Consider the following 24500-nt stretch of genomic DNA (forward strand, 5'->3'; position numbering starts at 1 on the left):
AATCGATCATTTGGGAACGTGCACACACAGCGCCAGCGGCGTGAGCCCAACATAACCGCACAGCAACAACCATTGACAAGTGTCCGGGAGGTTTCTCTACTGTGAACGCTCACAGAAGCATGGCAGGTCTTCGCAGCAGGCGAAGACCCAGGTCAGGGGAGAACGATCCATGCCCATCGCGAAGCACAGCCGCCTCGTGGCCACCACCATCGCCGTCGCGCTCGGCGCCACCTCTCTCGCCGCTTGCGGCTCGGAGAAGGCCGACGCCCAGTCCGGACCCGCGTCGCTGACGTACTGGACCTGGACCCCGGGCATGGACAAGGTCGTCGACCTGTGGAACAAGGGGCCGGGGAAGAAGCAGCAGATCACCGTCACGGTGAAGAAGCAGGCGTCGGGCGACACGCTCGTCACCAAGATCCTCACCGCGCACAAGGCGAAGAAGGCCCCGGACCTGGTCCAGGCCGAGTACCAGGCGCTGCCGACGCTGGTCAGCAATGACGCGCTCGCGGACATAGCGGGTGAATCCAAGGAGGCGAAAAAGAAGTTCGCCGCCGGTGTCTGGCAGCAGACGACGCTCGGGACGGACTCGGTCTACGCGATCCCGCAGGACATCGGCCCGATGATGTTCTACTACCGGGAGGACCTCTTCAAGAAGTACGGCCTGACGGTCCCGACGACCTGGGAACAGTTCGCCGAGACCGCACGCGCGCTGAAGAATAAGGCGCCGGACAAAGACCTCACCACCTTCTCCGCCAACGACTCCGGCCTCTTCGCCGGTCTCGCCCAGCAGGCGGGCGCCAAGTGGTGGACCACCTCGGGCGACAAGTGGAAGGTCGGGATCGACGACGCGGCCACGCAGAAGGTCGCCGACTTCTGGGGCGGCCTCGTCAAGGAGGGCGCGATCGACAACCAGCCGATGTACACGCCGTCCTGGAACAAGGCGCTGGACACCGGCAAGCAGATCGCCTGGGTGAGCGCGGTCTGGGCGCCCGGCACCCTCACCACGGCGGCCCCCGACACCAAGGGCAAGTGGGCGATGGCCCCGCTGCCGCAGTGGTCGAACAGCGAAGACGTGACCGGCAGCTGGGGCGGTTCCTCGACGGCCGTCACCACGGACTCCAAGAACAAGGCGGCCGCCGCGAAGTTCGCCGCCTGGCTCAACACGGACCCGGAGGCGGTCGCCGCGCTGGCGAAGGAGAGCGGCATCTACCCGGCCTCCACCAGCGCTCAGCTCAGTGACGCGTTCATGCAGCCGCCGGCCTTCTTCTCCAACCAGCCGGACTTCTACACGAAGGCCTCGGTGATCGCCAAGACCACCGCGCCGTCCGCGTGGGGCCCGAACGTGAACGTCGCCTACACGTCCTTCAAGGACGCCTTCGGTGCCGCCGCCAAGAACAAGTCGGACTTCACCGCCGCCCTGAAGACCATGCAGGACGACACCGTCGCCGACCTCAAGAAGCAGGGCTTCGGGGTCGCTCAGTGACAACGGCACGTCGGAAGTCGTACGGGGTCAAGGGGGCCCCGTACGCTTTCCTCTTCCCCGCGACGATCCTCTTCGCCCTCTTCTTCGCGCTGCCCATCGGCTACGCGCTCTGGCTGAGCCTGCACAAGGTGCAGGTCAAGGGCCTGGGCCTGGGCGCCGGTGCCCGCAAGGAAGTGTGGGCGGGCCTGGAGAACTACACCGACGCGCTCAGCGACAACGAGCTGCTCGCCGGCGCGCTGCGCGTGGTGGGCTACGGCGCCATCGTGGTCCCGGTCATGCTCGGCCTGGCCCTGCTGTTCGCGCTGATGCTCGACACGGACAAGGTGCGCCTCGCCCCTTTCACCCGGCTCGCGATCTTCCTGCCGTACGCCATTCCCGGCGTCGTCGCCGCGCTGCTGTGGGGCTTCCTGTACCTCCCGGACGTCAGCCCCTTCTACTTCGTCCTGGACAAACTGGGGATGCCGCAGCCGAACCTGCTGGACGGGGGCCCGCTGTACCTCGCCCTGTCCAACATCGCGGTCTGGGGCGGCACCGGCTTCAACATGATCGTCATCTACACCTCGCTGCAGGCCATCCCTGCCGAGGTGTACGAGGCAGCCAAGCTGGACGGCGCCACGCCCCTGCAGACCGCCCTGAAGATCAAGATCCCGATGGTGGCCCCCTCGCTGGTGCTCACCTTCTTCTTCTCGATCATCGCGACGCTCCAGGTGTTCAGCGAGCCGACCACCCTCAAGCCCCTCACCAACTCCGTCTCCACCACCTGGAGTCCGCTGATGAAGGTGTACCAGGACGCCTTCGGCAAGGGCGACATCTACTCGGCCGCCGCCGAGGCCGCGCTCATCGCGCTCGTCACTCTTGTCCTGTCCTTCGGCTTCCTGCGCGCCGCGAACTCCCGTAACAAGCAGGAGCAAGCACGATGAGTTCTCTTGCCATACGAAAGGCCGCGCCGAGCGCGGGTACGACCCCCGGGACGGCTCAGGGTCCGCCGCTGCGCGGCCGGATCGCCCTGGTGCCGACCCTGACGCTGCTGCTCGGCGCCCTCTACTGCCTGCTGCCCGTCGCCTGGGTGGTCATCGCCGCCACCAAGTCGGGCCGCGAGCTCTTCTCGACGTTCACGTTCCTGCCCGGCAGCGGCTTCACCCAGAACGTGAAGGACCTCAACGCCTACCGCGACGGCATCTACTGGAAGTGGATGGGCAACTCCGCCCTCTACGCCGGTCTCGGCGCCCTTCTGTCGACGGCCGTCTCGGCGCTGAGCGGCTACGCACTGGCGCTCTACCGCTTCCGCGGCCGCGAGACCGTCTTCAGCATCCTGATGGCGGGCGTGCTGATGCCGCCGGTGATCCTCGCGATCCCCCAGTACCTGCTGCTGGCGAAGGCGGACCTGACGGACTTGTACGCGTCCGTCCTCCTCCCCCTCGTCCTCTCCCCGTACGGCGTCTACCTCGCCCGGATCTACGCCTCCGCGGCCGTGCCCGGTGATGTGGTCGAGGCCGGGCGGATGGACGGCGCGAGCGAGTGGCGGATCTTCACCCGGATCGCGCTGCCGATGATGGTGCCCGGCCTGGTGACGGTGTTCCTGTTCCAGTTCGTCGCCGTGTGGAACAACTTCCTGCTGCCGTACATCATGCTCAGTGACGACGAGAAGTTCCCGATCACCCTTGGCCTGTTCACTCTTCTCGAACAGGGCGCCGGCATCCCGGCGTTGTACACGCTGGTGATCACCGGCGCGCTGCTCGCGATCATTCCGCTGATCGCTCTGTTCCTGGTCATCCAGCGTTTTTGGAGCCTCGATCTGCTGTCGGGAGCCGTAAAGTCGTGACCATGACCAACGCGGGGGGCCGGCGCAAACCGCCGACGATTCATGACGTCGCTCGTGAGGCGGGCGTGTCACGGGGCACGGTCTCGCGGGTGCTCAACGGCGGGCACTACGTCAGCCCCACGGCACAGGAGGCGGTCAACGCCGCCATCCGCAGGACGGGTTACGTCGTGAACCGGCACGCCCGCTCGCTGATCACCGGACGTTCGGACTCCATCGGCTTCCTGCTGACCGAGCCTCAGGAGCGGTTCTTCGAGGACCCCAACTTCAATGTTCTGCTCCGCGGCTGCACACAGGCGCTGGCCGCGCACGACGTTCCCCTCCTGCTGATGCTCGCCGGCACGCAGGACGAACGGCGGCGCATCACGCGGTACATCACTGCGGGCCATGTCGACGGAGTGCTGCTGGTCTCCAGCCATTTTGGCGATCCGGTCGCCGAGGAGCTGCGCGAGGCGGGCGTGCCGCTGGTCGCCTGCGGCAAGCCCATCGGGCTCGGATCCAAGGTCAGTTACGTCGCCGCCGACGACCGGGACGGCGCCCGGGACATGGTCAAGCACCTGCTCTCCCTCGGCCGCCGCCGGATCGGCATGGTCACCGGACCGCTCGACACCCCCGGCGGTGTCGAACGCCTCGCGGGCTACCGGGAGGTGCTCGCCGAGGCGGGCATCGAGGCCGACGACCGGCTCGTCGCCTCGGGTGATTACAGCAGGGCCAGCGGGGAGGCGGGCGCGGAGCAGCTTCTCGCCCGGGTCCCGGACCTGGACGCCGTGTTCGTCGCCTCCGACCTGATGGCACAGGGCGTGCTGACCGCCCTGCACCGGGCCGGCCGCCGGGTTCCCGAGGACGTGGCGGTCGGCGGCTTCGACGACTCCCCCGCCGCCCTCGCGTCCACCCCCGCCCTCACCACGATCCGCCAGCCGTGGGACCGCATCAGCGCCGAGATGGTGCGGGTGCTGCTCGCCCAGATAGGGGGCGAGGATCCGGCGGCGGTGATCCTTCCGACGGAGCTGGTGCGGCGCGAGTCCACCTGATGGATTCGGGTGCGGTGGCCGCGGCCACGTCCGCCGGCAGCGGCCACCGCACTCGTGAACATCCCGGTGCGTGCTTCCCGACCGGTCAGGATTCGAGAAGCCAGCCGGTGCTCCCGCGCCTTAGCGTGAGAGCGCCGACGAGAAAGCCGTCGGTGTGACAAGCAAGGCCCACGCACGGACACGCACCACGAGGGAGTCGCCATGACCGCCGGCCTCAAGACCATCATCTACCCCGTCAAGGACCTCACGCAGGCAAAGGCCCTGTTCAGCGCCCTGCTGGGCGTGGACCCCTACGCGGATGAGCCGTACTACGTGGGCTTCAAGGACGCGGGCCAGGATGTCGGCCTGGACCCGAACGGGCACTCCAAGGGGATGACCGGGCCCGTCCCCTACTGGCACGTCTCCGACATCAGGGCCACCCTGTCGGGCCTGCTCGGCGCCGGTGCCGAGCCGCTGCAGGACGTCCAGGACGTGGGCGGCGGCAAGCTGATCGCCTCGGTCAAGGACGCGGACGGCAACCTGATCGGACTGATCCAGGATCCCGCGGCCGAGTGACGCCGTAGCCCAGTGGATGCAGCTGCACTAGTTGCATGCTCAATGACTGCCGGATCTCTGTTACCGTTCAGTTATGGCAGCGAAAACGTCCGGTGGCCGCCTGGAGGACCAGTGGCGGGACATCCTCTCGGTGCACGCGCACACCATGTGCGAGATCGACCGCGCGCTGCATCCGCACGGCCTCGGGGCCAGTGACTTCGAGGTGCTGGACATCCTGGCCTCGGAGACGGCCGCGGAGCCGGGCGAGCAGTGCCGGGTGCAGAACATCGCGGGCCGGGTCCATCTGAGCCAGAGCGCCCTGTCCCGCCTCATCGGCCGGCTGGAGAAGGACGGCCTGGTGGAACGCACTGTCTGCCAGGAGGACCGACGCGGAGTGTGGGTCGCGCTCACCCCGAAGGGACGCGACCTGCACGCCGAGGTACTCCCCTTGCAACGCGCCGTGCTGACCCGCATGCTGAACGGCTGAGACCCCCGCTAGAGGACGAACTCCGCGCCGTCCGGCAGCACCTCGATCCCCACCTCCGTCACCCGCGCGCGGGCGTCCGAGGCCGGGTCGAGCAGTGGGTTGGTGTTGTTCAGATGGGTGTAGATCCGGCGCGGGCCGGGATGACGGGCCAGGGCGGCCAGGCTGCCGTGCGCGCCGGAGACGGGCAGATGCCCCATGCCGGCCTGTCCGGCGGGCGCCCGCACGGCCGCGCCCATCTCGCCGGCCGCGTAGAAGGTGCCGTCGAGAAGCACGCACGTCGCGGTGGCGAGCAGCTCGTCCAGCAGCGGTGTCCAGCCCGCCAGACATGGCGCGTAGACGAGCACTCCCCCGGTGGCCAGATCCTCGATCCGGTACGCCGTCACCCGGCGGGCGTCCGCGACGGGCCCGGCGAGGTACTTCGGGGCCTTGGAGCCGACCGGGTGCGCACTGACGACCAGACCGCCGGCCAGCACGAATCCGCCCTCGGTCAGGCTGTCCGCCCACTGCCACGGGGCGTACCGGTCGAGCATGGCGCGCAGCGGGGACAGCGTGGCCAGGACGGGGGGCGCGGCGTAGACCTTGAGTTCCGCGCCGCCGCGCAGCACGGTCACTCCCGTGACATGGTCGGCCTCGGCGTCGGTGAGGAGCACGCCACGCACCGGTGTGTCCCTGGGGCCTGGCCCGGGCGCGAGCGCGGGGGTACTGATGAGCTGCGTGCGGATGTCGGGTGAGGCGTTGAGCAGCCACCAGTCGCGGGAGTTTCCGCTGACGGCGACGCACTCCTGCGTCCGCGCGGGCAGTGTGCCGCCGCGGGCCGCCAGGCACAGCGCGCAGGCACAGTTCCACTGCGCGGGATCTTCCCGCCCGTGGGGTCCTGACTACCCGGCGGCAGGGGGCAGTTCCGGACTACCTTCGCCCGGGCGCCGGTCCGCCGGGCGCGCCGGCGGAACGGGTCTCGCGGGGAAGTCTCGGGCTCCGGTCCACAGCGCGGGCACCGCGTCGCCGCGTCGGCACAGCTCGTACGCGATCGCCTCGTAGTTGACCCGCCAGCCGTGGAAGTGCGGCCATGCCTGCTTCGCCGTCCGCTCGGCGGGGAAGCCCGCCTCCTCGACCATCGACACGGCCGCGTCGAACTCCGAGAAGGACAGCTGAATCGGCGCGTCGGGTCTGGGATCCGTCTCGAACTCGAAGCGCAGGACGCGGGCGATGTCCCGCAGCGCGGTGAAGCCCGCGCGGAGCATCAGGCGCGCCTCGGGCGGGGCGCTGCTCGGCGTGAGCGCCAGTTGCATGGCCGCCGCGTCCATGACGGCGATGAGCCCGACGATCCAGCTGCGGTACGGCCGCGGCGAGCGGAAGGCCAGCAGGATCGGGTACGTGGAGTGGCTCTCGCCGATGTCCGAGGCGAGCCGCTCCCATGCGCGGTACAGCACGGGCAGCGCGGTCTCGGTGTCGACCAGCCACTGCCGGGCCAGGATCTCCGGGCCCCAGGCGGGTTCGCCCGCGCGCGACTGGAGGAGGGTGACCTCGAGTTCACGGCGGTTGTAGGCGGCGTACAGCGTGGGCAGATAGGCGATCTGCAGGGCGATCACCACCGGTCCGGTGGCCGCCGCCACGAAGTCCACGACCGACAGGTTCAGCCGGTCGCCGCTGGCGAAGCCGAGCGTGAACAGGCTGGAGCCGGCCTCCCGCATCGACTGCGTCCAGGACAGCGAGGACAGGGCCTGCAGCAGCAGCCCGAAGCCGACCAGCGCGCCGCCGAGCCAGCTCATGAGCATGCCGAACAGCATGAGCGGGGCCAGCCAGGTCTGGGCGCGGTCCTGGGCCAGGTAGCCGCCGCCCGGTGCGGCGAGGCGCAGTAGCAGGCGCAGGGAGCGCCACCATCGGATCACCAGCGCGGAGTAGAGCCCGCGGGGCACCACGAGGGTGCGCAGAATGCTGGCGAGGACCAGCGCCAGGAGCAGTCCGCCGGCCACGCCGGAGATCCATTTCATGGGGACATTGTCACGCCCGTGCGCGCGGTTCCTCAGGTCGAGGGCGTCGCGCCGGGACGCGGCGGATCCCGTGCGGCCTCGCACGCGGCCGTGACGATCACCGGATCCCCCTCGGGCCGGGAGGGCGCGGTCATCGGGATCGGGCCGACCAGCGGCAGCGTGCCGGGTCAGGGGCAGGCCGCCGACCCGGTGCCGTGTTCCGTGCCCTCCGGCGATCGGCCGGACTGCCGCGGGAGTCCGGCACACGCCCACCGGTCCACCGATCCACCGGCCGGCGACGTCGTACCGCGGACCGGACTTTCCTGCCGCCCGAGGTGCGGTGCGAGTGCTTCGCGGGCGAAGGCGCGACGAAGCCGCCCGCATCGGGGTCTACCGCGGCGCGGGCGTCACCGCTGCCCACGAGGTCGCCGCGCCGGCCGTCGTCGGTGACGGCGCGGCACTCGGGGATCCTCAGTCGCGGCAAGAGCCTCTGAGGGCCGATTTGTCCTCAGGGCCGGGCCAGCAAGGTGCGTACTCCCTCGGAGGTGAGGGTCAGGCCGTGCGGTGAGCTGGCGTCGATCGTGAGGGCCAGGTCGCCGGAGGGCCACTGGGAGGCGAGCGCGCCGAGCGGTACCAGCCGGTAGCGGGAGACGAACGGCAGCAGCCCGGCCATCTCCACCTCGGAGGTGAACACGGGCACGACCTGTTCCCCGCCCGGCTGCTCCAGGACGGGCAGCGCGACGGCCGTCGGGTCGGCGGCGTCATCCTCGTCCGCGTCGTCCGGCACGGGGACGAGCACCTCGCTGTGGGCCAGCGTGTCCAGCGCCACCGTGTCCTCGGTGTTCTCGGCGAGGGTGTTCAGGGCCTCCTGGGCCGGTGTGGTGGCCGTGGGCAGGGGGTGGTCGTTCGAGGGTGTGTCCATGGCGGGTCCCGGGGTAGTGGCGGACGGGCCCGGGACAAGATCCGCCCCGGGCACAACGTCCGTCGCGTACCCACCTCGGGCCGGGGCATTCCTGCCGCCGCGCTCAGGGCAGCAGCGGGATGTCGTCCGACGGCAGGCCGAGGCGGTCGCGGCCCACACGCCGGTGCAGCGGCTCGGCCATGGTGGGGCCGACATGGGTCCAGTACGTGGCCGCGTCACGGAAGTAGTGCTGCATCCGCTCCCCGTCGCGCGCGTACCGCGAGCCCGCCGTGCGGAAGAGGATGCCCTGCGGGACGTCCCAGGCCGCGGTGAGGGGCAGGGCCCAGCCGGTGGAGGGGCAGCCGCGCGCGATCTCGGTGACCACGCGGTAGAACGTGGGCAGGCCGAACTCGTATCGGGTCTCCTTCGTGAAGACCGGCGCGAAGGTCGAGGTCGTCCCGGCCGAGCTGGGTGAACTGCCGCTGCTGCGCGGCTTCGCCGACTGCGACGCGCTCGGCGCGCTCGCGGAGAAGTTCGTGCAGAAGGAGTACGAGCCGGGCCAGGTCATCGTGCAGGCGGGCCGCAAGGCCGACCATGTGTACCTGATCGCGCACGGCAAGGTGGAGAAGATCGGCGAGGGGCCGTACGGCGAGGAGTCGGTGCACGGTCTGATGGCCGACGGGGACACCTTCGGTGGCCAGGTGCTCGCCGGGCCGGGGAGGAAGTGGGACTTCACCGCGCGGGCCGCGACCGCCACCACGGTCCTCGCGCTGCCGCTCACCGCCTACAAGGCGGTCGCCGACCGACACGAGGGCCTGCGCACGCATGTGCAGCAGATCAGCTCAAACGGACACCAGAAGACGAACAAGTCCGGCGAGGCCGAGATCGCGCTCAGCTCGGGGCACGTCGGCGAGGCCGTCCTCCAGGGCACCTTCGCGGACTACGAGATGCAGCCGCCCGAGTACGAGCTGAGCGTGGCCCAGACGGTGTTGCGCGTGCACAGCCGGGTCGCCGACCTCTACAACGAGCCGATGAACCAGACGCAGCAGCAGTTGCGGCTGACCATCGAGGCGCTGCGCGAGCGCCAGGAGTACGAGCTGGTCAACAACCAGGACTTCGGGCTGCTCAACAACGCCGACTTCGACCAGCGGATCTCCACCTACTCGGGCCCGCCGACCCCCGACGACCTGGACGAGCTGCTGAGCATGCGGCGCGGCACCCGCTGTATGTTCGCCCACCCGCGCGCGATCGCCGCGTTCGGCCGGGAGTGCAACAAGCGGGGCATCTACTTCGGCGGGATCGAGCTGAACGGCCATCACCTGCCCGCGTGGCGCGGGGTTCCGCTGCTGCCGTGCGGCAAGATCCCGGTCAGCAAGGCCAACACGTCGTCGATCATCGCGATGCGCACGGGTGAGGACGACCAGGGTGTGATCGGCCTGTACCAGACCGGGATCCCGGACGAGGTCGAGCCCGGCCTGAACGTACGGTTCATGGGCATCGACGAGAAGGCGATCATCTCCTACCTGGTCAGCACGTACTATTCCGCGGCGGTGCTCGTGCCGGACGCCCTCGGCATCCTGGAGAACGTCGAGGTCGCCCGGACGAACGGGAGCTGACGGCGGTGTCGTTGATCTCCCGGGTCACCGCGCCTTCGGCCGCCCATGACGTGGCCGGGCTGGTACGGGCGCTGCTGTCGTCGGGCATGTCGGCGCCGGCGCGGCTGCCCGTCCCCGCGAAGGCGGCACGCGGGCCACGGCTGCCGGCCGCTCCGACCGGGTGGGGCACGTCCGCGGCGCGAATCCCTGCCCTGGCGGATGCCGCGCAGTCCATCTCGTCGCCTTCGCCCGCCGCGGTGCGCCCTGCGACCCTCCCCTCGGGACCGACGGGGCTGGGCACCTCGGCCATCCGGCTGCGGACCCCGGAGCCACGCCGGGAACCCGCGCCGGCGGCGGACCCCGCCCCGAACCTGCACTGCCCACCCGCCGTCCGCGACGACCGCGCCCTCGGCGAGAGCGTCACCGAAGGCCTGGTCGCGTGGGCCGAGGAGACCGGGATCTACCCCGGCCAGCTCGACAAGATCCGTAAGGCCGACTTCGGCCGGCTGATCATGCTCGCCCACCCGGAGTCGGACGACCCCGACCGGCTGCTGGCGGCGGCGAAGTGCGCGCTCGCGGAGTGGTCCGTCGACGACCACTACGTGGACGGAGAAGTCGAGGAGGCCCGGCCCGAACTGCTCGGGCAGCGCCTCGCGATCGCCCACTCCGTGATCGACCAGGCGCACCTCCCCCTGGCCTACGCGCCGCAGCTGGAGGAGGTCGTCCAGGCGGACCCCGTCATGCGCGCCCTCCGCTCCAGCCTCGACAACCTCGCCCGGTACGCCACCACCGCGCAGGTGCGCCGGCTCCGCCACGAGCTGGCGATCATGTTCGTCGCGTACAACCAGGAAGGCGTGTGGCATACGACCGAACAGACCCCGCCGGTCTGGGAGTTCCTGATGCACGGGCACGAGAACAGCTTCGTGCCGTGCATGGTGCTGGTCGACGCGGTCGCCGGATACGAGCTGTCGCAGGGCGAGTTCGCCGATCCCCGGGTGCGCCGCGCCTTCACCATGGCGGGCTCGGCGAGCGTGATCGTCAACGACCTCTACTCCATGGGCAAGGAGGACCCCACGGACTTCAGCCTGCCCCGGCTGATCGCCTCCGAGGACCAGTGCTCCCTTCAGGAGGCGGTCGACCGCACCGTCGAGATCCACAACGAACTCATGCACACCTTCGAGGCCGAGGCCGCCGCCCTCGCCGCCGCCGGCTCCCCCGAGCTGCGCCGCTTCCTGGCCGGCATCTGGGCATGGCTCGGCGGCAGCCGGGCATGGCACGCGGGCAGCGCCGGCTACTCCGCCGCCGCCTGACACCCCTCCCCCACTCCTGCAAGGAGGCTGCTGCACCATGCCCGTCACCGACATGGAAATGATCGCCATGGACAAGGTCCTGCGCACCGAATACCAGAAGTCCGTCGCCGACTACTGGAACGCGGAGAAGAACGCGGTCAACCTCCGGCTCGGCGAGGTCGACGACCTCTACCACCACCACCACTACGGCATCGGCGACTACGACCCGTCCGTTCTGGAGGGCCCGGCCGAGACCCGCGAGCAGCGCATGATCGAGGAGATGCACCGCCTGGAGACCGCGCAGGCGGACGTGCTCCTCGACCACCTCGGTCCGGTTTCCCCCGAGGACCATCTGCTCGACGCGGGCTCGGGCCGCGGCGGCACCAGCATCATGGCCAACGCCCGCTTCGGCTGCTCCGTGGACGGCGTCAGCATCTCGAAGCAGCAGGTCGCCTTCGCCAACGAACAGGCCGCGCGGCGCAAGGTGTCCGACAGGGTCCGGTTCCACTTCCGCAACATGCTGGACACGGGCTTCGAGACCGGTTCGCGCCGCGGCATCTGGACGAACGAGACCACGATGTACGTGGATCTCCTCGAGCTCTACGGGGAGTTCTCCCGGCTCCTCGAGCCCGGCGGCCGGTATGTGTGCATCACCGGCTGCTCGAACGATGTCAAGGGCATGCGCTCCAAGGCCGTCAGCAAGATCGACGAGCACTACACGTGCAACATCCACCCCCGCAGCGAGTACTTCAAGGCGATGGCCGCGAACAACCTCGTCCCCATCAACGTCGTCGACCTGACCGCGGCGACGATCCCGTACTGGGAGTTGCGGGCCAAGTCCTCGGTGACCACCGGCATCGAGGAGGCGTTCCTGACCGCGTACAAGGAGGGCAGTTTCCACTATCTGCTGATCGCGGCCGACCGGATCTGACAACGCTGGTGGTCCCCGGCTCGTCCGGGCCTGGGACCACCGGTACATCGAAGGACATGGAGCGAAAACGGACCAGTAGTGGTGACCGGCGCCCACACGGGCCGGGCGCCGGCGCCTGGCTTGGGCGCATGCCGATGCAACCCTGGTTCAACGATGCCCTCATGTGCTTCGACTACCGGGGCGCGGGGCGCGACTGACGGAGGAAGGCGTCGAGCGCGTCGGCCCCCGGAGCGGTGGCGGGACCGGCCACGGTGACGGCCATCGCGGCCGCCGCGTTGGCGCGGCGCGCTGCGGCGGCCGGGGCCAGACCGTGCGCGAGCGCGGCCATGAACACTCCCGTGTGCGCGTCGCCCGCACCATTGAGGTCGACCGGCCGGACGGCGAATCCAGGGATCACGTCGAGCGTGCCGTCGTGGTGCAGGAGACAGCCGTCGGGGCCCGTACGGACCAGGGCGGAGCCGCGCTTGAGACGGGAACGCAGGGCGCCCGCCGCGGCGGCCGGGTCGTCGATTTTGGTGTGCAGCGCGGCCTCTCGGGCATTGCAGCTCCACCAGTCGGCGCGCGCCATGAGCAGCTGCAGGGCGTCCGCCGGGATGTCACGCACCAGCGGTCCCGGGTCCACGATCAGGGTCACGGCCGGGTCGAGTTGGGGCACCCACGCGGTGAGGGCGGCGCGATTGGCCTCGTACAACAGGCCGTAACCGGAGAGGTAGACCAAGTCCTCGCGTTCTGGCCGGAGTTGGGCCAGGTCCGTCGGGCGCAGTGTCGCCTCGGCGCCAGGGCTCGTCACGAAGGTGCGCTCGCCCTCGGCGTCCACCAGGCAGACCACGAAGCCGGTGTCGCGTTCGGGGCGCGGGGCGAGCAGCACGTCGATGCCCTCCTCGCGCAGCGCGGCCCGCGCCCGGTCGCCGAAGGGGCCACTGCCGTGAGCGCCCGCGTAGGTCACCGGCAGGCCCTGGCGGGCGGCGGCGGCCATGACATTGAAGCCGCCGCCCGGTGCGCTGCGGCTACCCGTGGCGACGACGTCACCGCCCCTCTCGGGCAGCGCGGGCACGGTGAGGACCAGGTCCATCATCACGTTGCCCAGGTGCAGAAGCCGCACGCGATCACTGCCGCTCGCGCAGCGTGAGCAGCGCCGTGGCCGTCGCGTCGAGGTCGAGCTTGTTGACCCGGTCCAGGGTGGCCCGCGCATCGGCGGGGAAGGCCCGCACTCCGTGGCAGGCGCCCCCGATCGCGCCCGCCATCGCGGCGATGGTGTCGCAGTCACCGCCGACGGAGGCGGCGAGCAACACCGCCTGCCAGGGATCATTCTGACAGGCCGTCAGTACCGCGAACGCGGCCGGTACGGATTCCTGGGTCGCCAGGCTGGTGCCCACCAACCCGTAGACCCGCTCGCACACGTCCGCCACCGGCAGCCCTCGTACCAGCCCGGTGGCCCACAGGATCCGCTCGGCCACGTCGGCGGCCGCGACCCAGTGTCCCCGTCCGGCCCCGAGGCGGGCCGCGCCGACCGCCGCTTCCACCGCCTGCGGAACCGACGCTCCGTCGAGTCCCGCACTGACCGCCGCCGCGACGGCTGCCGCGCCCGCGAGCGCGACCCCCGTGTTGTGGGTCAGCCTGCTGGCCTCCACCACCCGGTCCACCAGGACGACCGGGTCCGCCGAGGGCACGGCGATGCCCACGGGCGCGATCCGCATCGCCGCGCCGTTGGTGGTGCCGTGGCGGCCGACCTCGTCCACCGGCGTCCCCGCGAGAACCAGTTCCACCGCCCGTGTGGTGGACGGGCCGAGCAGATCGAGCGAGCCGCGGGCTCGCATGTCGTCCTCCCAGGCCACCAGGCGCCGGGCCAGCTCCGCCGCGTCGACGGATCCGTCGCCGTCCAGCAGCAACCGGGCCAGCAGCAGGGCCTGTTCGGTGTCGTCGGTGATCGCACCGGCGGGCATCCCGGCGGCCAGGGGGTGGTCCGGCGCGGCGGCCTGGAACCCGGTCAGGACCGGCCCGTACCGGGCGATGATCTGCGGGCGGGACAGCATCTGCGTCGGCATGCCGAGGGCGTCGCCGAGCGCGAGCCCGTAGAGGGCTCCGGTGGCGCGGCTGTGGACGGTAGGGCTCATGGGTGCCTTCGGGTGGTGGGGTCAGCCGAACTCGAGGGACAGCTGGAAGTGCTCGGGGTCGAGCAGGCTGACGACATGTTCGACGAAGGAGCCGTCGGCCGCGCGGCTCGTGCGCCGCGTGTCGAGGAACCAGTCGCCCGGCGTCCGGCGCAGCACCTCCGCCTCCAGCGCGTCGATCCGCCGCCCGGCCAAGCGCTGCTCGCCGTGGTCGGGGCGCAGTCCGGCCCGCCGCAACACCTCGGTGAGCGAGAGGTCGCCGAGACCATTGCCCGGCAGGTCCCGCACACCGGGAACGGACGGCAGAAAGCTGCGTTCGTACGAGATCACGGAGCCGTCCGCGACGAGTTCGCGCGTCCGCTCGACCCGTATGAACCTCGGTGTCACCAGGGCGAGTTGATGGGCCAGTTCCTGGTCGTGGACCTCTTCGACAGCGAGGGTCCGCACCCGTGTGTCGATGCCCTGGACGGCCAGGGCGTGGGCCCAGCCGAACCGGTCGTCCAGTGGGCGGCCGTCGAAGAGGACGTAGGAGCCCTTGCCCGTGCGGGTGGCGATCAGACCCGCCTCGTTCAGCTCCGCGAGCGCGGCCCGCACCGTGGTGCGGCTGACGCCGAAGCGCTGGGCCAGGGCGTGTTCGCCCGGCAACTGCTCCCCCGTCGAGCGGTGTCCGTCACGGATCTCCTTGGCGAGCACCTCGGTGATCCGCTGGTGTTTGAGCGGGACGGCGGTCATTGCGTGCTCCCGGCGAGCACGTCGTCCACGGTGACGACGCGGATCAACGGCCGGTACAGGTCCATCACCTGGAGGGCCTTGATGTGCGAGTCGTCGTCGACACCCGCGCAGGCGTCGGCCGCCACCAGCACCTCGACTCCCGCGTCCGCGGCGGCAAGGGCGGTGGACAGCACACAGCAGTCCGTGCTGACTCCGGCCAGCACCAGCCGCCCTTCGGCGCCGACTCGCTCGGCCAGCTCCGGCGTCCACTTGCCGAAAGTGGTGGCGTCCACCAAGTGCCCAGCGGACGCCGCGAACTCGTCCGTCAGCTCCCACAGCCGGTCCCCCGGCGGCCTCCGCGCGAAGGGCCACTGGTCGTAGTGCGCGCGCCAGGAGCCGACGGGGTTTTCGGGCGCGAGGAAGCGGGTGAAGGTGACGCGGTCTTCGAAGGCCGGCAGCAGTCGCCGTACGCCGTCGGCCGCCTCGCCGAAGCGAGGGGTGGCCCAGGGACTGTCGGGCTCCGCGAAGACGCGCTGCATGTCGATGACGGCGAGCCGGCCCTTGGATGCCTCTGTGCTCATGTGCTGAGCATCTCCTCACTCGCCGTCGGGCTCGGGGCCTGCTCCTCCTGGGTCCGCACCCGGCCGCGGTCCAGACCCAGCGTGCCGAGGAAGCCGATGGCGAGCGCCAGCAGGACGCCCAGGTTGGCGTAGGCCCAGTCGCCCGTCTTGCCGCCGAGTCCGAAGGGGCCGAGCAGATAGCCCTGCCACTCCAGCCAGCTCGCGGCCGAGTTGGTGACCAGGCCCCAGCCGAGCGCGGTGGCCAGCAGGGTGAGCAGCAGCGGCTGGAGCGGGACGTCGCCGTACCGGCCACGCCTACGGAACAGATCAACTTCGTCGTAGTCGCGTCGGCGCATCGCCAGGTCGGCGAGCATCACCCCGCACCAGGCGGCCACGGGGACGCCCAGTGTGGTGAGGAAGCCGATGAACTGGCCCAGGAAGTTGTCGGTGAAGAAGACGATGTAGACGGAGCCGGCGATCATCAGGGCGCCGTCGACGAGCGCCGCCAGATAGCGGGGCACGCGCAGACCGGCGGACAGCAGCGCCAGTCCGGACGAGTAGATGTCCAGGACCGCGCCGCCGACCAGTCCCAGCACGGCGACCACCGCGAAGGGGACCAGGAACCAGGTGGGCAGGATGGTGGTCAGCGCGCCGATCGGGTCGATGGCGACGGCCTTGCTGAGGTCGCCGGAGGAACCCGCGAGAAGTAGTCCGAAGACCAGGAGCAGCAGTGGCGCCACCGAGGCGCCGAAGGTGGTCCAGCCGATCACGCCCCGGCTGGAGGAGGAGCGCGGCAGATAGCGCGAGTAGTCGGCGGCGGCGTTGACCCAGCCGAGCCCGAAGCCGGTCATCATGAAGACCAGCGCGCCGATGAACTCCTGCGCGGAACCCGCGGGTACCGCGCTGACGGTGTGCCAGTGGATGTGGTCGGCGACCAGCGCGATGTAGACGACCGTGAGGACACCGGTGACCACGGTGATCACCGTCTGCAGGCGCATGATCAGGTCGAAGCCCATCACCCCGCCGATCACGGTCAGCGCGCCGACCAGGATCAGGGCGATCACCTTGGTCTCGGTGCCGCCGCCCCAGCCGAGCCGGTCGAAGACCGTCGCCGTGGCCATGGTCGCGAGCGCCGTGAGCACGGTCTCCCAGCCGACGGTCAGCATCCACGAGATCACTGAGGGCAGCCGGTTGCCCCGTACGCCGTACGCCGCCCTGCTGAGCACCATCGTCGGCGCGGAGCCCCGCTTGCCCGCGACCGCGATGAAGCCGCAGAGCAGGAAGGAGAAGACGATGCCGATCACTCCGGCGGCCAGCGCCTGCCAGAAGGAGATGCCGAAGCCGAGCGCGAAGGCGCCGTAACTGAGGCCCAGGATCGAGACATTGGCCCCGAACCAGGGCCAGAACAGCGTGCTCGGGGTGCCCTTGCGCTCGGTGTGGCCGATCACGTCGAGCCCGTGCGTCTCCACCTGGAGCTGCCGGCCCGCGGGTCTGTTGTCGAGGGGAACCGGGGAATCTGCCATCGTCGACCTACCTGTCCAGACGTGTTCAGTGGAGGCTAGGTCGGCCCGCCCCGGACCGTCAAGGGAGGCGGGCGAACGGGACGCGGGTCCGCGGAGGCCGAGATTCCCCCGAGCCACGATGAGAAGCTGGGCTCGAACCGGCGTACTGAAGGTCGAGGGGACCAGCCGCCGAGCCCTTCCCTACCGGAGGTACCTCACCCGTGACCATCACCAAGTCAGCTCCGCCCCCGGTCGACCGGCGCGACGCGGACGACCGGCAGGGGCGGCGGGGCTGGCAGTTCAACTCGCCGCTCGTCCTGACGATGCTGCTGCTCCTGGTGGTCGCGCTGCAGGGGCCGGTCCGACGGGCGTTGTCCGCGCCGGTGATGCAGAGCTGGATGACCGTGTTCGTCGCGGTGGTGATCCAGGCCCTGCCCTTCCTCGTCCTCGGGGTGCTGCTGTCGGCGGTCATCGCGGTGTTCGTCCCGCCGTCCTTCTTCGCCCGCGCGCTCCCGAACCGGCCCGCGCTCGCGGTACCGGTCGCCGGGATCGCCGGGGCGATCCTGCCCGGCTGCGAGTGCGCGTCCGTGCCAGTGGCCGGGGCGCTGGTGCGCCGGGGTGTCACGCCCGCCGCGGCGCTGGCGTTTCTGCTGTCCGCGCCGGCGATCAACCCGATCGTGCTGACCGCCACCGCCGTCGCGTTCCCCCGTGATCCGGAGATGGTCCTCGCCCGGTTCGTGGCGAGCCTGCTCGTGGCGTGCGTGATGGGGTGGCTGTGGCAACGCCTCGGCCGCACCGACTGGCTGCGTCCACCGGCTCGCCCCGCCCACGACGGGCTGGGCAAGGGCGCCGCGTTCTGGGGCTCCGTACGGCATGACGTGATGCACGCGGGAGGATTCCTGGTCGTCGGCGCGATGGCCGCGGCCACGCTCAAGGCCGTCGTTCCGGCGAGTTGGCTGCAGGCCGCGGCCGGCAACCCCGTCGTGTCGGTCCTCGCTCTGGCGATTCTCGCCGTGCTGTTGTCGATCTGCTCGGAGGCCGACGCGTTCGTGGTCGCGTCGCTGTCCCAGTTCTCGCTGACCGCACGGCTGGCGTTCCTCGTCGTCGGGCCGATGATCGACCTGAAGCTGTTCGCCATGCAGGTCGGCACCTTCGGCCGCGGATTCGCGCTGCGGTTCGCCCCCGCCACCTTCGCCCTCGCGATCCTCATGTCGGTCCTGGTCGGGGCGGTGCTGCTGTGAACCGGCAGGCGCAGGCAGCCGTACTCTTCCTCGTCGGCGCGGCGGTGCTGCACGCGGGCGCCACCGATCTCTATCTGCGGTACGTCAAGGCCGGGTTGCGGCCCCTGCTTCTCGGGGCGGGCGTCGTGCTGATCGTCGCGGCCTTGGCCACGGTCTGGTACGAGGTTCGCGGGCACCGGCACGCCGAGGCAGAAGCCCAGGGGGCCGGTCACGAACACGGGCACGCCCACCGTGAACCGCGTATCTCCTGGCTCCTCGTCCTCCCCCTGCTCGCCCTCATCCTGGTCGCCCCGCCCGCCCTGGGCTCCTACAGCGCCATGCGCACGGGTACGGCTCTGCAGGCGCCCTTCGGTTACGCCGCTCTGCCCGCCGGTAACCCACTCCCGCTCAGCCTGGTCGACTACGCCGGCCGGGCGGCGTACGACCACGGGCGCTCTCTCGGCGACCGGCGGATCAAGATCACCGGTTTCGTCGCCCTCGACCGCGGCGGCACGCCGTATCTGGTGCGCATGGCCCTCAACTGCTGCGCCGCCGACGCCCAGCCCGTCAAGATCGGGCTGACCGGGCACATCCCGCCCGTCCTCCAGCCCGACACATGGCTCGAGGTCACCGGCACCTACACCGGTAAGCGCACCAAGGATCCCGTCAACGGCGGCATCATCCCGTTCTTCGACGTCAGCGGGGCACGGCCCGTCCCGACACCGCACGATCCGTACGACGAGAGCTGGAACAACTGAGCGCGCGCACTCAGCCCTGCTCGAAGTGGCTGGGCCGCCCGTACCGGTGGACCAGGCGGCCCAGCTGTGCGGCTCGGGCGTGAGGCATGAGGGTCCACGTGCCGTCGGCGCGGTGGAGGGCCGCCGAGTGCCACGGGGTGGTCCAGGCGTCGGGGGCGTCGAGGAGGCGGATGCCGAACTTGGCGGCGCCGGCGGGCTGGGGGTGGATGGACAGGCGTACGGCGCGGGGGTGGTGGTCGGCGATCAGGTCGCCCCAGGCACGGCTGCGCTGGATGACGCCGTACGCGCGCTGTCGGCACTCCCGTTGCAGAGCGGACCGGGTGCCGGTGAAGCCGGCGGTGTCCTCGACGAGGAAACGGGTGATGCCTCGGTACAGGGCGAGGGGGTGGCCGCCCGCGTGGACCTCGGTGCGCAGGGCGTCCACGGTGGGGGCGTAGTGGTCGTGGATATGGGTGCGTTTGGTGGCGTGCGGGAGATCGCCGAGTACGTCGCGCAGGTCGAAGACGGAGAGCCGGTCCAGGCCCAACACACCGATGATTCCGCGCAGTTCGTCGGCGTAAGCGTCTATGTGGGTGTCGGACACATGGATGAGGTCGCCGAAGACGTGGCCGTCGGAGCAGATGACGATGCGGGCGCCGGGCGGATGGATCCGCTCGATGTCGATGCAGAGGGAGTTCAGAAAGCGAAGGGAGAGGCGCTCTCCCTGGTCGGGGAGGTGGCCGAGGACCTTGGCGGGGTTGGGGGACTTGCAGGGGAAGCCGGGGAGGGTGAACACGATGGGCGTGGCTTCCCGGACGAAGTCGGCGATCTGGCGGAGCTGGTGCGGGAACGCCTCCGCCGGCGCGGGAGACGGACCGGTCGTGCGGTGGTGCGTCAGCAGCAGGTTCAGGATCGAGGCGCTGATGGCCGTGGGACTGCTCTCCAGTGCGGTGCCGGGCAGCATGTCGCTCCTTCGTGAGGGCATGTCGGCATGGCGCCCTGGCGGAGGGCCGGGCGCCGTCAGGCGGGCGGGTGGGTGTCGGCCGGGGCCGGATCGGACAGCGGCTGCCGATCCGGTCAGCCGGGCGTCAGAGGCGGCGGTCGTAACCGACGGGCAGATGGTTGGTGCCGCGGCCGAGCACGGACGGGATCCACTCGATGTCCTCGTCCGCGATGGCGAGGCGCAGGCCGGGCAGGCGTGCGAGCAGCGTGCCCAGGGCGACCTGGAGTTCGGCGCGGGCGAGGGCGGCGCCGGGGCAGAAGTGGATGCCGTGGCCGAAGGCGAGATGCGGGTTCGGCATGCGGTCGAGGTCGAGGGTGTCGGGGTCCTCGAAGCGGCGCGGGTCGCGGTTGGCGGCGCACAGGGAGACGATCACGGAGTCGCCGGCCGGGATCTCGGTGCCGTACAGATCGCTGTCTTCGGCGAAGAAGCGCCAGGTGGTGAGTTCGAAGGCGCTGTCGTAGCGCAGGAGTTCCTCGACCGCGCGGGGCAGGAGGTCGGGTTGGTCACGGAGCCGGGTGAGTTGGTCGGGGTGGCGGAGCAGGGCGATCAGGGCGGTGGTGATCTGGTTGGTGACCGGCTCCTGTCCCGCGACGAGGAGCTGGAAGATCATGGAGTCCAGCTCTTCCTGGGTCAGTTCGCGGCGGTCGCGGGCCACGACCAGACGGCTGAGCAGGTCGTCGTCCCCGTGTTCGCGCTTGTGGGCGACGACCTCGGCTATGTAGCTCTGCAGGCCGTGCAGACGGTTCTCGTAGAGGGGCCGGGCCGGGTCGGTGGGGCCGACCGGCTGGACGACTTTGCCCCAGTCGCGGTCGAAGCGGCCCGCCAGGTCGGCCGGGAGGCCGATGGTCTCGGCGAGGGCCTGGAAGGGGAAGTGGGCGGCGAAGCCGGAGACCAGATCGGTGGGGCCTGCGTGGGGCAGGGTGTCGACGAGAGCGTCGGCCAGTTCCTGGAAACGGGGCCGCAACGCGTCGACGCGGCGCGGTGCGAACGCGTCCGAGACGAAGCGGCGCATGCGGGTGTGCTGGGGCGGGTCCTGATGGAGGAGATGGACCTGGAGCTGGGAGTGCTGGGGTTCGGGCATGATCGAGGCGCGGGCCCGCCAGCGGTCGTTGCCCCGGTCGTGGTTCTTGCCCAGCCGGTCGTCGTTCAGGGCGGAGTGGGCCGCTTTGTAGCCGGTGACGAGCCAGGCCTGAACGCCGCTGGGAAAGAGGACCCGGTGGACCGGGCCGCCGTCGCGCATCTGCTCGTACAGCGGGTAGGGGTTGCTCTTGTACGGGCAGCCCATCAGCGGAACCGGGTCGGGCAAGGCGGCCTTCGCGGCGGGCAGGGGCTCCTGAACGGTCATGGAAGCGCTCCTCAGAGGGCGAGTTCGGGCTGGTGGTGCTCCAGCCACAGGGCGAGGTCGACGACGCGTTCGAGGCGGAGCCGGTGGCCCCACTCCAGTTGGTCGGGCGGCGTGTCGAGGCAGGGCTTGACGCGGGTCTCGTCGGCGAGGTCGCGGACCCGGCCGCCGTACGCGTCGAGCGCGTCGCGGGCCATGTTCTGCAGGCCGCGGTTGTAGTCGGGGTGGTGGGTGGCCGGGTAGTGGTTCTTGGGGCGGTGCAGTACGGAGTCGGGGGCGAGAGTGGCGCCCGCGGCACGCAGCAGACTCTTCTCCCGGCCGTCGAAGCTCTTCAGCGCCCACGGGATGCTGAAGGCGTACTCGACGAGGCGGTGGTCGCAGTAGGGGACGCGGACCTCCAGGCCCTGCGCCATGCTCAACCGGTCCTTGCGGTGCAGGAGTTGGCGCAGCCAGCGGGTCAGGGACAGGTGCTGCATCTCGCGTTGCCGGTGTTCGGTGGGAGTCTCGTCGTCGAGGTGCGGTACGGCGGCGAGCGCGTCGCGGTAGGTGTCGTCGCGGAACTCGCCGATGCGCAGGCCGAGTTCGGGGTTCAGCGGCATGGCGGCCTCGTCGCCGGTGACCAGCAGCCAGGGGAAGGTGGCGGCGGCGAGCGCCTTGGGATGGTGGAACCAGGGGTAGCCGCCGAAGACCTCGTCCGCCGCCTCGCCGGACAGGGCGACGGTGGAGTGCCGCCGTATCTCGCCGAAGAGCAGGTACAGCGAGGTGTCCATGTCGCCGACGCCGATCGGCGAGTCGCGGGCCACGACCACCGCTCGGCGGTGTTCGGGGTCGAGCAGCGCGAGCGGGTCCAGGACGACCGTGCTGTGGTCGGTGCCGATGAACGCGCCCGCCTCGATGGCATACGGGGTGTCGTGGCCGGTGCGCAGCACATCCCCGGTGAACCGCTCGGCCTGGTCGCTGTAGTCGACGGCGTACGACCGGATGCGGGCGTCGGGGCCTTCGCGCAGCCGGAGTTCGTCGGCGAGCAGGGCGGTCAGGACGGTGGAGTCGATGCCGCCGGACAGCAGGCTGCACAGCGGTACGTCCGCTTCGAGCTGGCCACGGGCTGCCGTGCTGACGAGGTCGTGGACACGTGCGATCGTGGTGTCCCGGTCGTCGTCATGGGCGGTGGCCTCCAGCTGCCAGTAACGGCGTTCGCGGATGCCGCCGCGGTCCATGACGAGCTGGCCGCCTGGTTCGACCTCCCGTACCCCGGACCACACGGTCGGCCCGGTGTTGAACAGCAGGCTGTACGCCTCCCGCAGCCCCTCGGCGTCCACCCGGGGCCGTATCTCGGGGTGGACGAAGAGGGCTTTGGGCTCGGAGGCGAAGGCCAGGCCGCCGTCGACGGCCGCCCAGAACAGCGGCTTGACGCCGAGCCGGTCGCGGACCAGCAGCAGCCGCTGCTCACGTTCGTCCCAGACGGCGAAGGCGAACATGCCGTCCAGGTGCTCGGCCAGCCGCTCACCCCATTCGGCGTACGCGCGCAGCACCACCTCGGTGTCGCTGCGGGTGCGGAACGCATGCCCCAACTGCCCCAGGCGGGCGCGGAGTTCGTGATGGTTGTAGATCTCGCCGCTGTAGCTGAGCACGGCGGCCGGGTCGGCCATGGGCTGGACGCCGCCCGCGATGTCGATGACGGCGAGGCGCCGATGGCCGATGGCCGCGTGCCGACCGAGCCAGAAGCCTCCCGCGTCGGGACCGCGCGCGGTGAGGGTGGCGGTCATGGCCTCGATGACTGGGGCCTGGGTGCGGGCGTCGCTGTGGAAGGACGCCCAGCCGGTGATTCCGCACATGTCGGGCACGACTCCTGGGTCAGGGGTGGGCGGCTGACGCCGCGTCGGTGGTCTTCTCGGGGAGCGGCACGGGGCCACGCGCGGGCAGGGCAAGCAGAGGTACGGCGAGACAGGCGGCCGTGGCGGCGAGCGCGAGTCCGGCCCGTACGCCGCCCTCCGCTCCCGCCACTCCCCAGGCCGCGGTGGCCAGCGCCGGGCCGAGCGTGAAGCCGAGGCCCCGGGCGAGCTGCACGGCGGACCCGACGGTGGCGGTCTGTCCCGGTGGGGCGGCGCCCATGACGAGGGCCTGCGTCGGGCCGCCGTTCAGCCCCATGCCGATTCCGGCCACCGCGAGCCGCCAGGCAACGTCGGGCGGTGCCCAGCCGTCGCCGAGCGGCACCAGGAGCAGCAGGCCGGCGGCGGTGAGCGCGGCGCCCGTGACCGCGACGGTTCGGGCCCCGTACCGGTCGGCGAGACGTCCGCCGACCGGTCCGGCCAGGCCCATGCCGAGCGGGAAGGCGAGCACGGTCAGGCCGGTCGTGGTGGCGCTGACGCCGTCGTCGCGCTGGAGGTGCAGGGCGACGACGTAGTGCGTCGCGGCGAATCCGGCCGCCAGCGCCAGGACGGCGCCGTGCGCCCGGTACAGCCCTGACGCCCGCAGCACGCCGGTGACCGGACGGCCGCCGGGCCCGCGCAGCCACCACCACAGCGGTGGTACGGCGGCCACCGCGAGCAGCAGCCACGAGGCGTCGTCGGACGCCAGGGTCAGAGCCAGCAGCAGCACCGTCACTCCGGTGGCCACCAGCAGCGCATCGGCCATCGACCGCTGGTCGGGCCCGCGCAGCCGGCCGTCCTTGGGCATCGCCCGCCAGGCGAGGGCGAGCGCCAGAAGACAGACCGGAATCTTGACGAGGAACACCGCCCGCCATCCCAGATGGTCCAGCAACAGTCCACCGACCGCGGGACCGGTCACCGCGCCGAGTGGCCCGAGTGTCGCCGGCACGCTCATCGCCCGGCCGCGCAGCTCGGGTCGTACGGACCGGATCGCCAGCACGGGCATCAGCACGAACAGCACGGCGCCGAAGGCCCCTTGGACGAACCGGGCGGCGATCAGCCAAGCCGCCCAGGGGGAGACGGCGGCAGCGGCGCTGCACAGCGCGAATCCGCCGGTCGCGCTCAGCAGCGCGGCCCGCATGCCTGTCCTGTCCAGCCACCGGCCTACCGGCAACAGCAGTGCGACGACAGGGAGTTGGTAGCCCAGCACGGCCCACTGGGCCGTGGCCGCCGACACACGAAGACCCCGGGAGATGTCCGCCAGCGCCACGTTCACGATGTTCATGTCGAGCATCGCCACGAACGACAGCGCGCCCGCCACGGCCACCAGGAGCCAGCGGTCCTCGGCCGCGGATATGTGACCGGGCCGTTCCTCGCCGGAACCGTGGTCCGTCACCTTCCGCCCC

At 70.9% G+C, this 24500-nt stretch carries 23 protein-coding genes and 1 pseudogene; 11 read left to right on the forward strand and 13 right to left on the reverse strand.

Translation table 11 applies throughout. The features are described 5' to 3' along the window. The first annotated feature begins 169 nt into the window (after nt 1–169). The 6 genes from AB0D27_RS24755 (at nt 170) to AB0D27_RS24780 (ending at nt 5354) form a co-directional block, all read left to right on the forward strand. The gene (locus AB0D27_RS24755; protein WP_362512614.1) at nt 170–1483 is read left to right on the forward strand and encodes an extracellular solute-binding protein; all 1314 of its coding nucleotides are present in this window, start codon (nt 170–172) and stop codon (nt 1481–1483) included. Further along, nucleotides 1480–2403 carry a sugar ABC transporter permease gene (locus AB0D27_RS24760; protein WP_362512616.1) on the forward strand — a complete coding sequence of 308 codons (924 nt, stop codon included), beginning with the start codon at nt 1480–1482 and terminating at the stop codon, nt 2401–2403. The genes AB0D27_RS24755 and AB0D27_RS24760 overlap by 4 nt, the downstream gene beginning before the upstream one ends. Further along, nucleotides 2400–3305: a carbohydrate ABC transporter permease gene (locus AB0D27_RS24765; RefSeq protein ID WP_362512619.1), complete on the forward strand. Its 906-nt coding sequence runs from the start codon at nt 2400–2402 to the stop codon at nt 3303–3305. Before AB0D27_RS24760 ends, AB0D27_RS24765 begins: the two co-directional genes overlap by 4 nt. Next, nucleotides 3302–4333, forward strand: coding sequence for a LacI family DNA-binding transcriptional regulator (locus AB0D27_RS24770; RefSeq protein ID WP_362512621.1), 1032 nt, complete (start codon nt 3302–3304; stop codon nt 4331–4333). The genes AB0D27_RS24765 and AB0D27_RS24770 overlap by 4 nt, the downstream gene beginning before the upstream one ends. 201 nt (nt 4334–4534) lie before the next feature. Continuing rightward, nucleotides 4535–4888 carry a VOC family protein gene (locus tag AB0D27_RS24775; RefSeq protein WP_362512624.1) on the forward strand — a complete coding sequence of 118 codons (354 nt, stop codon included), beginning with the start codon at nt 4535–4537 and terminating at the stop codon, nt 4886–4888. 73 nt (nt 4889–4961) lie between these two features. Beyond that, on the forward strand, nt 4962–5354 hold the full coding sequence (locus AB0D27_RS24780) for a MarR family transcriptional regulator (protein ID WP_362512627.1): 393 nt from the start codon (nt 4962–4964) through the stop codon (nt 5352–5354). 8 nt (nt 5355–5362) lie between these two features. On the opposite strand, the pseudogene pqqB reads toward AB0D27_RS24780, so the two are convergent. The 4 genes and pseudogenes from pqqB to AB0D27_RS24800 all read right to left on the reverse strand — a co-directional run. Then, a pseudogene (gene pqqB, locus AB0D27_RS24785) lies at nt 5363–6190 on the reverse strand (pyrroloquinoline quinone biosynthesis protein PqqB); the annotation flags it as partial. A gap of 42 nt (nt 6191–6232) precedes the next feature. Beyond that, the gene (locus AB0D27_RS24790) at nt 6233–7345 is read right to left on the reverse strand and encodes a hypothetical protein (protein WP_362512630.1); all 1113 of its coding nucleotides are present in this window, start codon (nt 7343–7345) and stop codon (nt 6233–6235) included. A gap of 487 nt (nt 7346–7832) precedes the next feature. Beyond that, complete coding sequence (locus AB0D27_RS24795; RefSeq protein WP_362512633.1) at nt 7833–8246, reverse strand: SseB family protein; 414 nt, start codon at nt 8244–8246, stop codon at nt 7833–7835. 103 nt (nt 8247–8349) lie between these two features. Next, nucleotides 8350–8610, reverse strand: coding sequence for a hypothetical protein (locus AB0D27_RS24800; protein WP_362512636.1), 261 nt, complete (start codon nt 8608–8610; stop codon nt 8350–8352). Nucleotides 8611–8620: 10 nt separating this feature from the next. Here AB0D27_RS24800 and AB0D27_RS24805 point away from each other — a divergent pair, with 10 nt between their 5' ends. The 3 genes from AB0D27_RS24805 to AB0D27_RS24815 are packed head-to-tail and all read left to right on the forward strand — an operon-like array spanning nt 8621 to nt 12040. After that, entirely contained in the window at nt 8621–9841 is a 1221-nt protein-coding gene (locus tag AB0D27_RS24805; RefSeq protein WP_362512639.1) for a family 2B encapsulin nanocompartment shell protein, read from the forward strand. A 5-nt stretch (nt 9842–9846) separates the two neighbouring features. Next, nucleotides 9847–11130, forward strand: a complete 1284-nt coding sequence (locus AB0D27_RS24810) for a family 2 encapsulin nanocompartment cargo protein terpene cyclase (protein ID WP_362512641.1) — start codon at nt 9847–9849, stop codon at nt 11128–11130. 37 nt (nt 11131–11167) lie between these two features. After that, entirely contained in the window at nt 11168–12040 is an 873-nt protein-coding gene (locus AB0D27_RS24815) for a geranyl diphosphate 2-C-methyltransferase (protein ID WP_362512644.1), read from the forward strand. Nucleotides 12041–12212: 172 nt separating this feature from the next. Here the strand turns inward: AB0D27_RS24815 and AB0D27_RS24820 are convergent, their stop codons facing one another. From AB0D27_RS24820 to AB0D27_RS24840, 5 genes are read right to left on the reverse strand one after another with little or no spacing between them, the layout of a single operon-like run. Continuing rightward, on the reverse strand, nt 12213–13142 hold the full coding sequence (locus tag AB0D27_RS24820) for a PfkB family carbohydrate kinase (protein ID WP_362512647.1): 930 nt from the start codon (nt 13140–13142) through the stop codon (nt 12213–12215). 4 nt (nt 13143–13146) lie between these two features. After that, nucleotides 13147–14154, reverse strand: coding sequence for an ADP-ribosylglycohydrolase family protein (locus AB0D27_RS24825; protein ID WP_362512649.1), 1008 nt, complete (start codon nt 14152–14154; stop codon nt 13147–13149). Between the two features lie 21 nt (nt 14155–14175). Continuing rightward, nucleotides 14176–14883: a GntR family transcriptional regulator gene (locus AB0D27_RS24830; protein ID WP_362512652.1), complete on the reverse strand. Its 708-nt coding sequence runs from the start codon at nt 14881–14883 to the stop codon at nt 14176–14178. Continuing rightward, nucleotides 14880–15443 (reverse strand): cysteine hydrolase, encoded by a 564-nt coding sequence (locus tag AB0D27_RS24835; RefSeq protein ID WP_362512655.1) that lies wholly within the window; start codon nt 15441–15443, stop codon nt 14880–14882. Before AB0D27_RS24835 ends, AB0D27_RS24830 begins: the two co-directional genes overlap by 4 nt. Next, nucleotides 15440–16945 (reverse strand): cytosine permease, encoded by a 1506-nt coding sequence (locus AB0D27_RS24840; RefSeq protein ID WP_362512658.1) that lies wholly within the window; start codon nt 16943–16945, stop codon nt 15440–15442. Before AB0D27_RS24840 ends, AB0D27_RS24835 begins: the two co-directional genes overlap by 4 nt. Before the next feature lie 200 nt (nt 16946–17145). On the opposite strand from AB0D27_RS24840, the gene AB0D27_RS24845 reads away from it, so the two are divergent. Both AB0D27_RS24845 and AB0D27_RS24850 read left to right on the forward strand, forming a co-directional pair. After that, nucleotides 17146–18165, forward strand: a complete 1020-nt coding sequence (locus tag AB0D27_RS24845) for a permease (protein ID WP_362512661.1) — start codon at nt 17146–17148, stop codon at nt 18163–18165. Then, complete coding sequence (locus AB0D27_RS24850) at nt 18162–18902, forward strand: TIGR03943 family protein (protein ID WP_362512664.1); 741 nt, start codon at nt 18162–18164, stop codon at nt 18900–18902. Before AB0D27_RS24845 ends, AB0D27_RS24850 begins: the two co-directional genes overlap by 4 nt. A 10-nt stretch (nt 18903–18912) precedes the next feature. On the opposite strand, the gene AB0D27_RS24855 is transcribed toward AB0D27_RS24850, so the two are convergent. The 4 genes from AB0D27_RS24855 to AB0D27_RS24870 all read right to left on the reverse strand — a co-directional run bounded on the left by AB0D27_RS24855 (nt 18913) and on the right by AB0D27_RS24870 (nt 24490). Further along, nucleotides 18913–19845: an isocyanide synthase family protein gene (locus tag AB0D27_RS24855; RefSeq protein ID WP_362512667.1), complete on the reverse strand. Its 933-nt coding sequence runs from the start codon at nt 19843–19845 to the stop codon at nt 18913–18915. A gap of 124 nt (nt 19846–19969) precedes the next feature. After that, nucleotides 19970–21229, reverse strand: a complete 1260-nt coding sequence (locus AB0D27_RS24860) for a cytochrome P450 (RefSeq protein WP_362512670.1) — start codon at nt 21227–21229, stop codon at nt 19970–19972. Between the two features lie 11 nt (nt 21230–21240). Then, nucleotides 21241–23061 carry an asparagine synthase (glutamine-hydrolyzing) gene (asnB, locus tag AB0D27_RS24865; protein WP_362512673.1) on the reverse strand — a complete coding sequence of 607 codons (1821 nt, stop codon included), beginning with the start codon at nt 23059–23061 and terminating at the stop codon, nt 21241–21243. A 19-nt stretch (nt 23062–23080) separates the two neighbouring features. Further along, entirely contained in the window at nt 23081–24490 is a 1410-nt protein-coding gene (locus AB0D27_RS24870) for an MFS transporter (RefSeq protein ID WP_362512676.1), read from the reverse strand. Nucleotides 24491–24500 lie beyond the last annotated feature (10 nt).

This window comes from Streptomyces sp. NPDC048415, assembly GCF_040651675.1.
Taxonomy (GTDB): Bacteria; Actinomycetota; Actinomycetes; order Streptomycetales; family Streptomycetaceae; genus Streptomyces.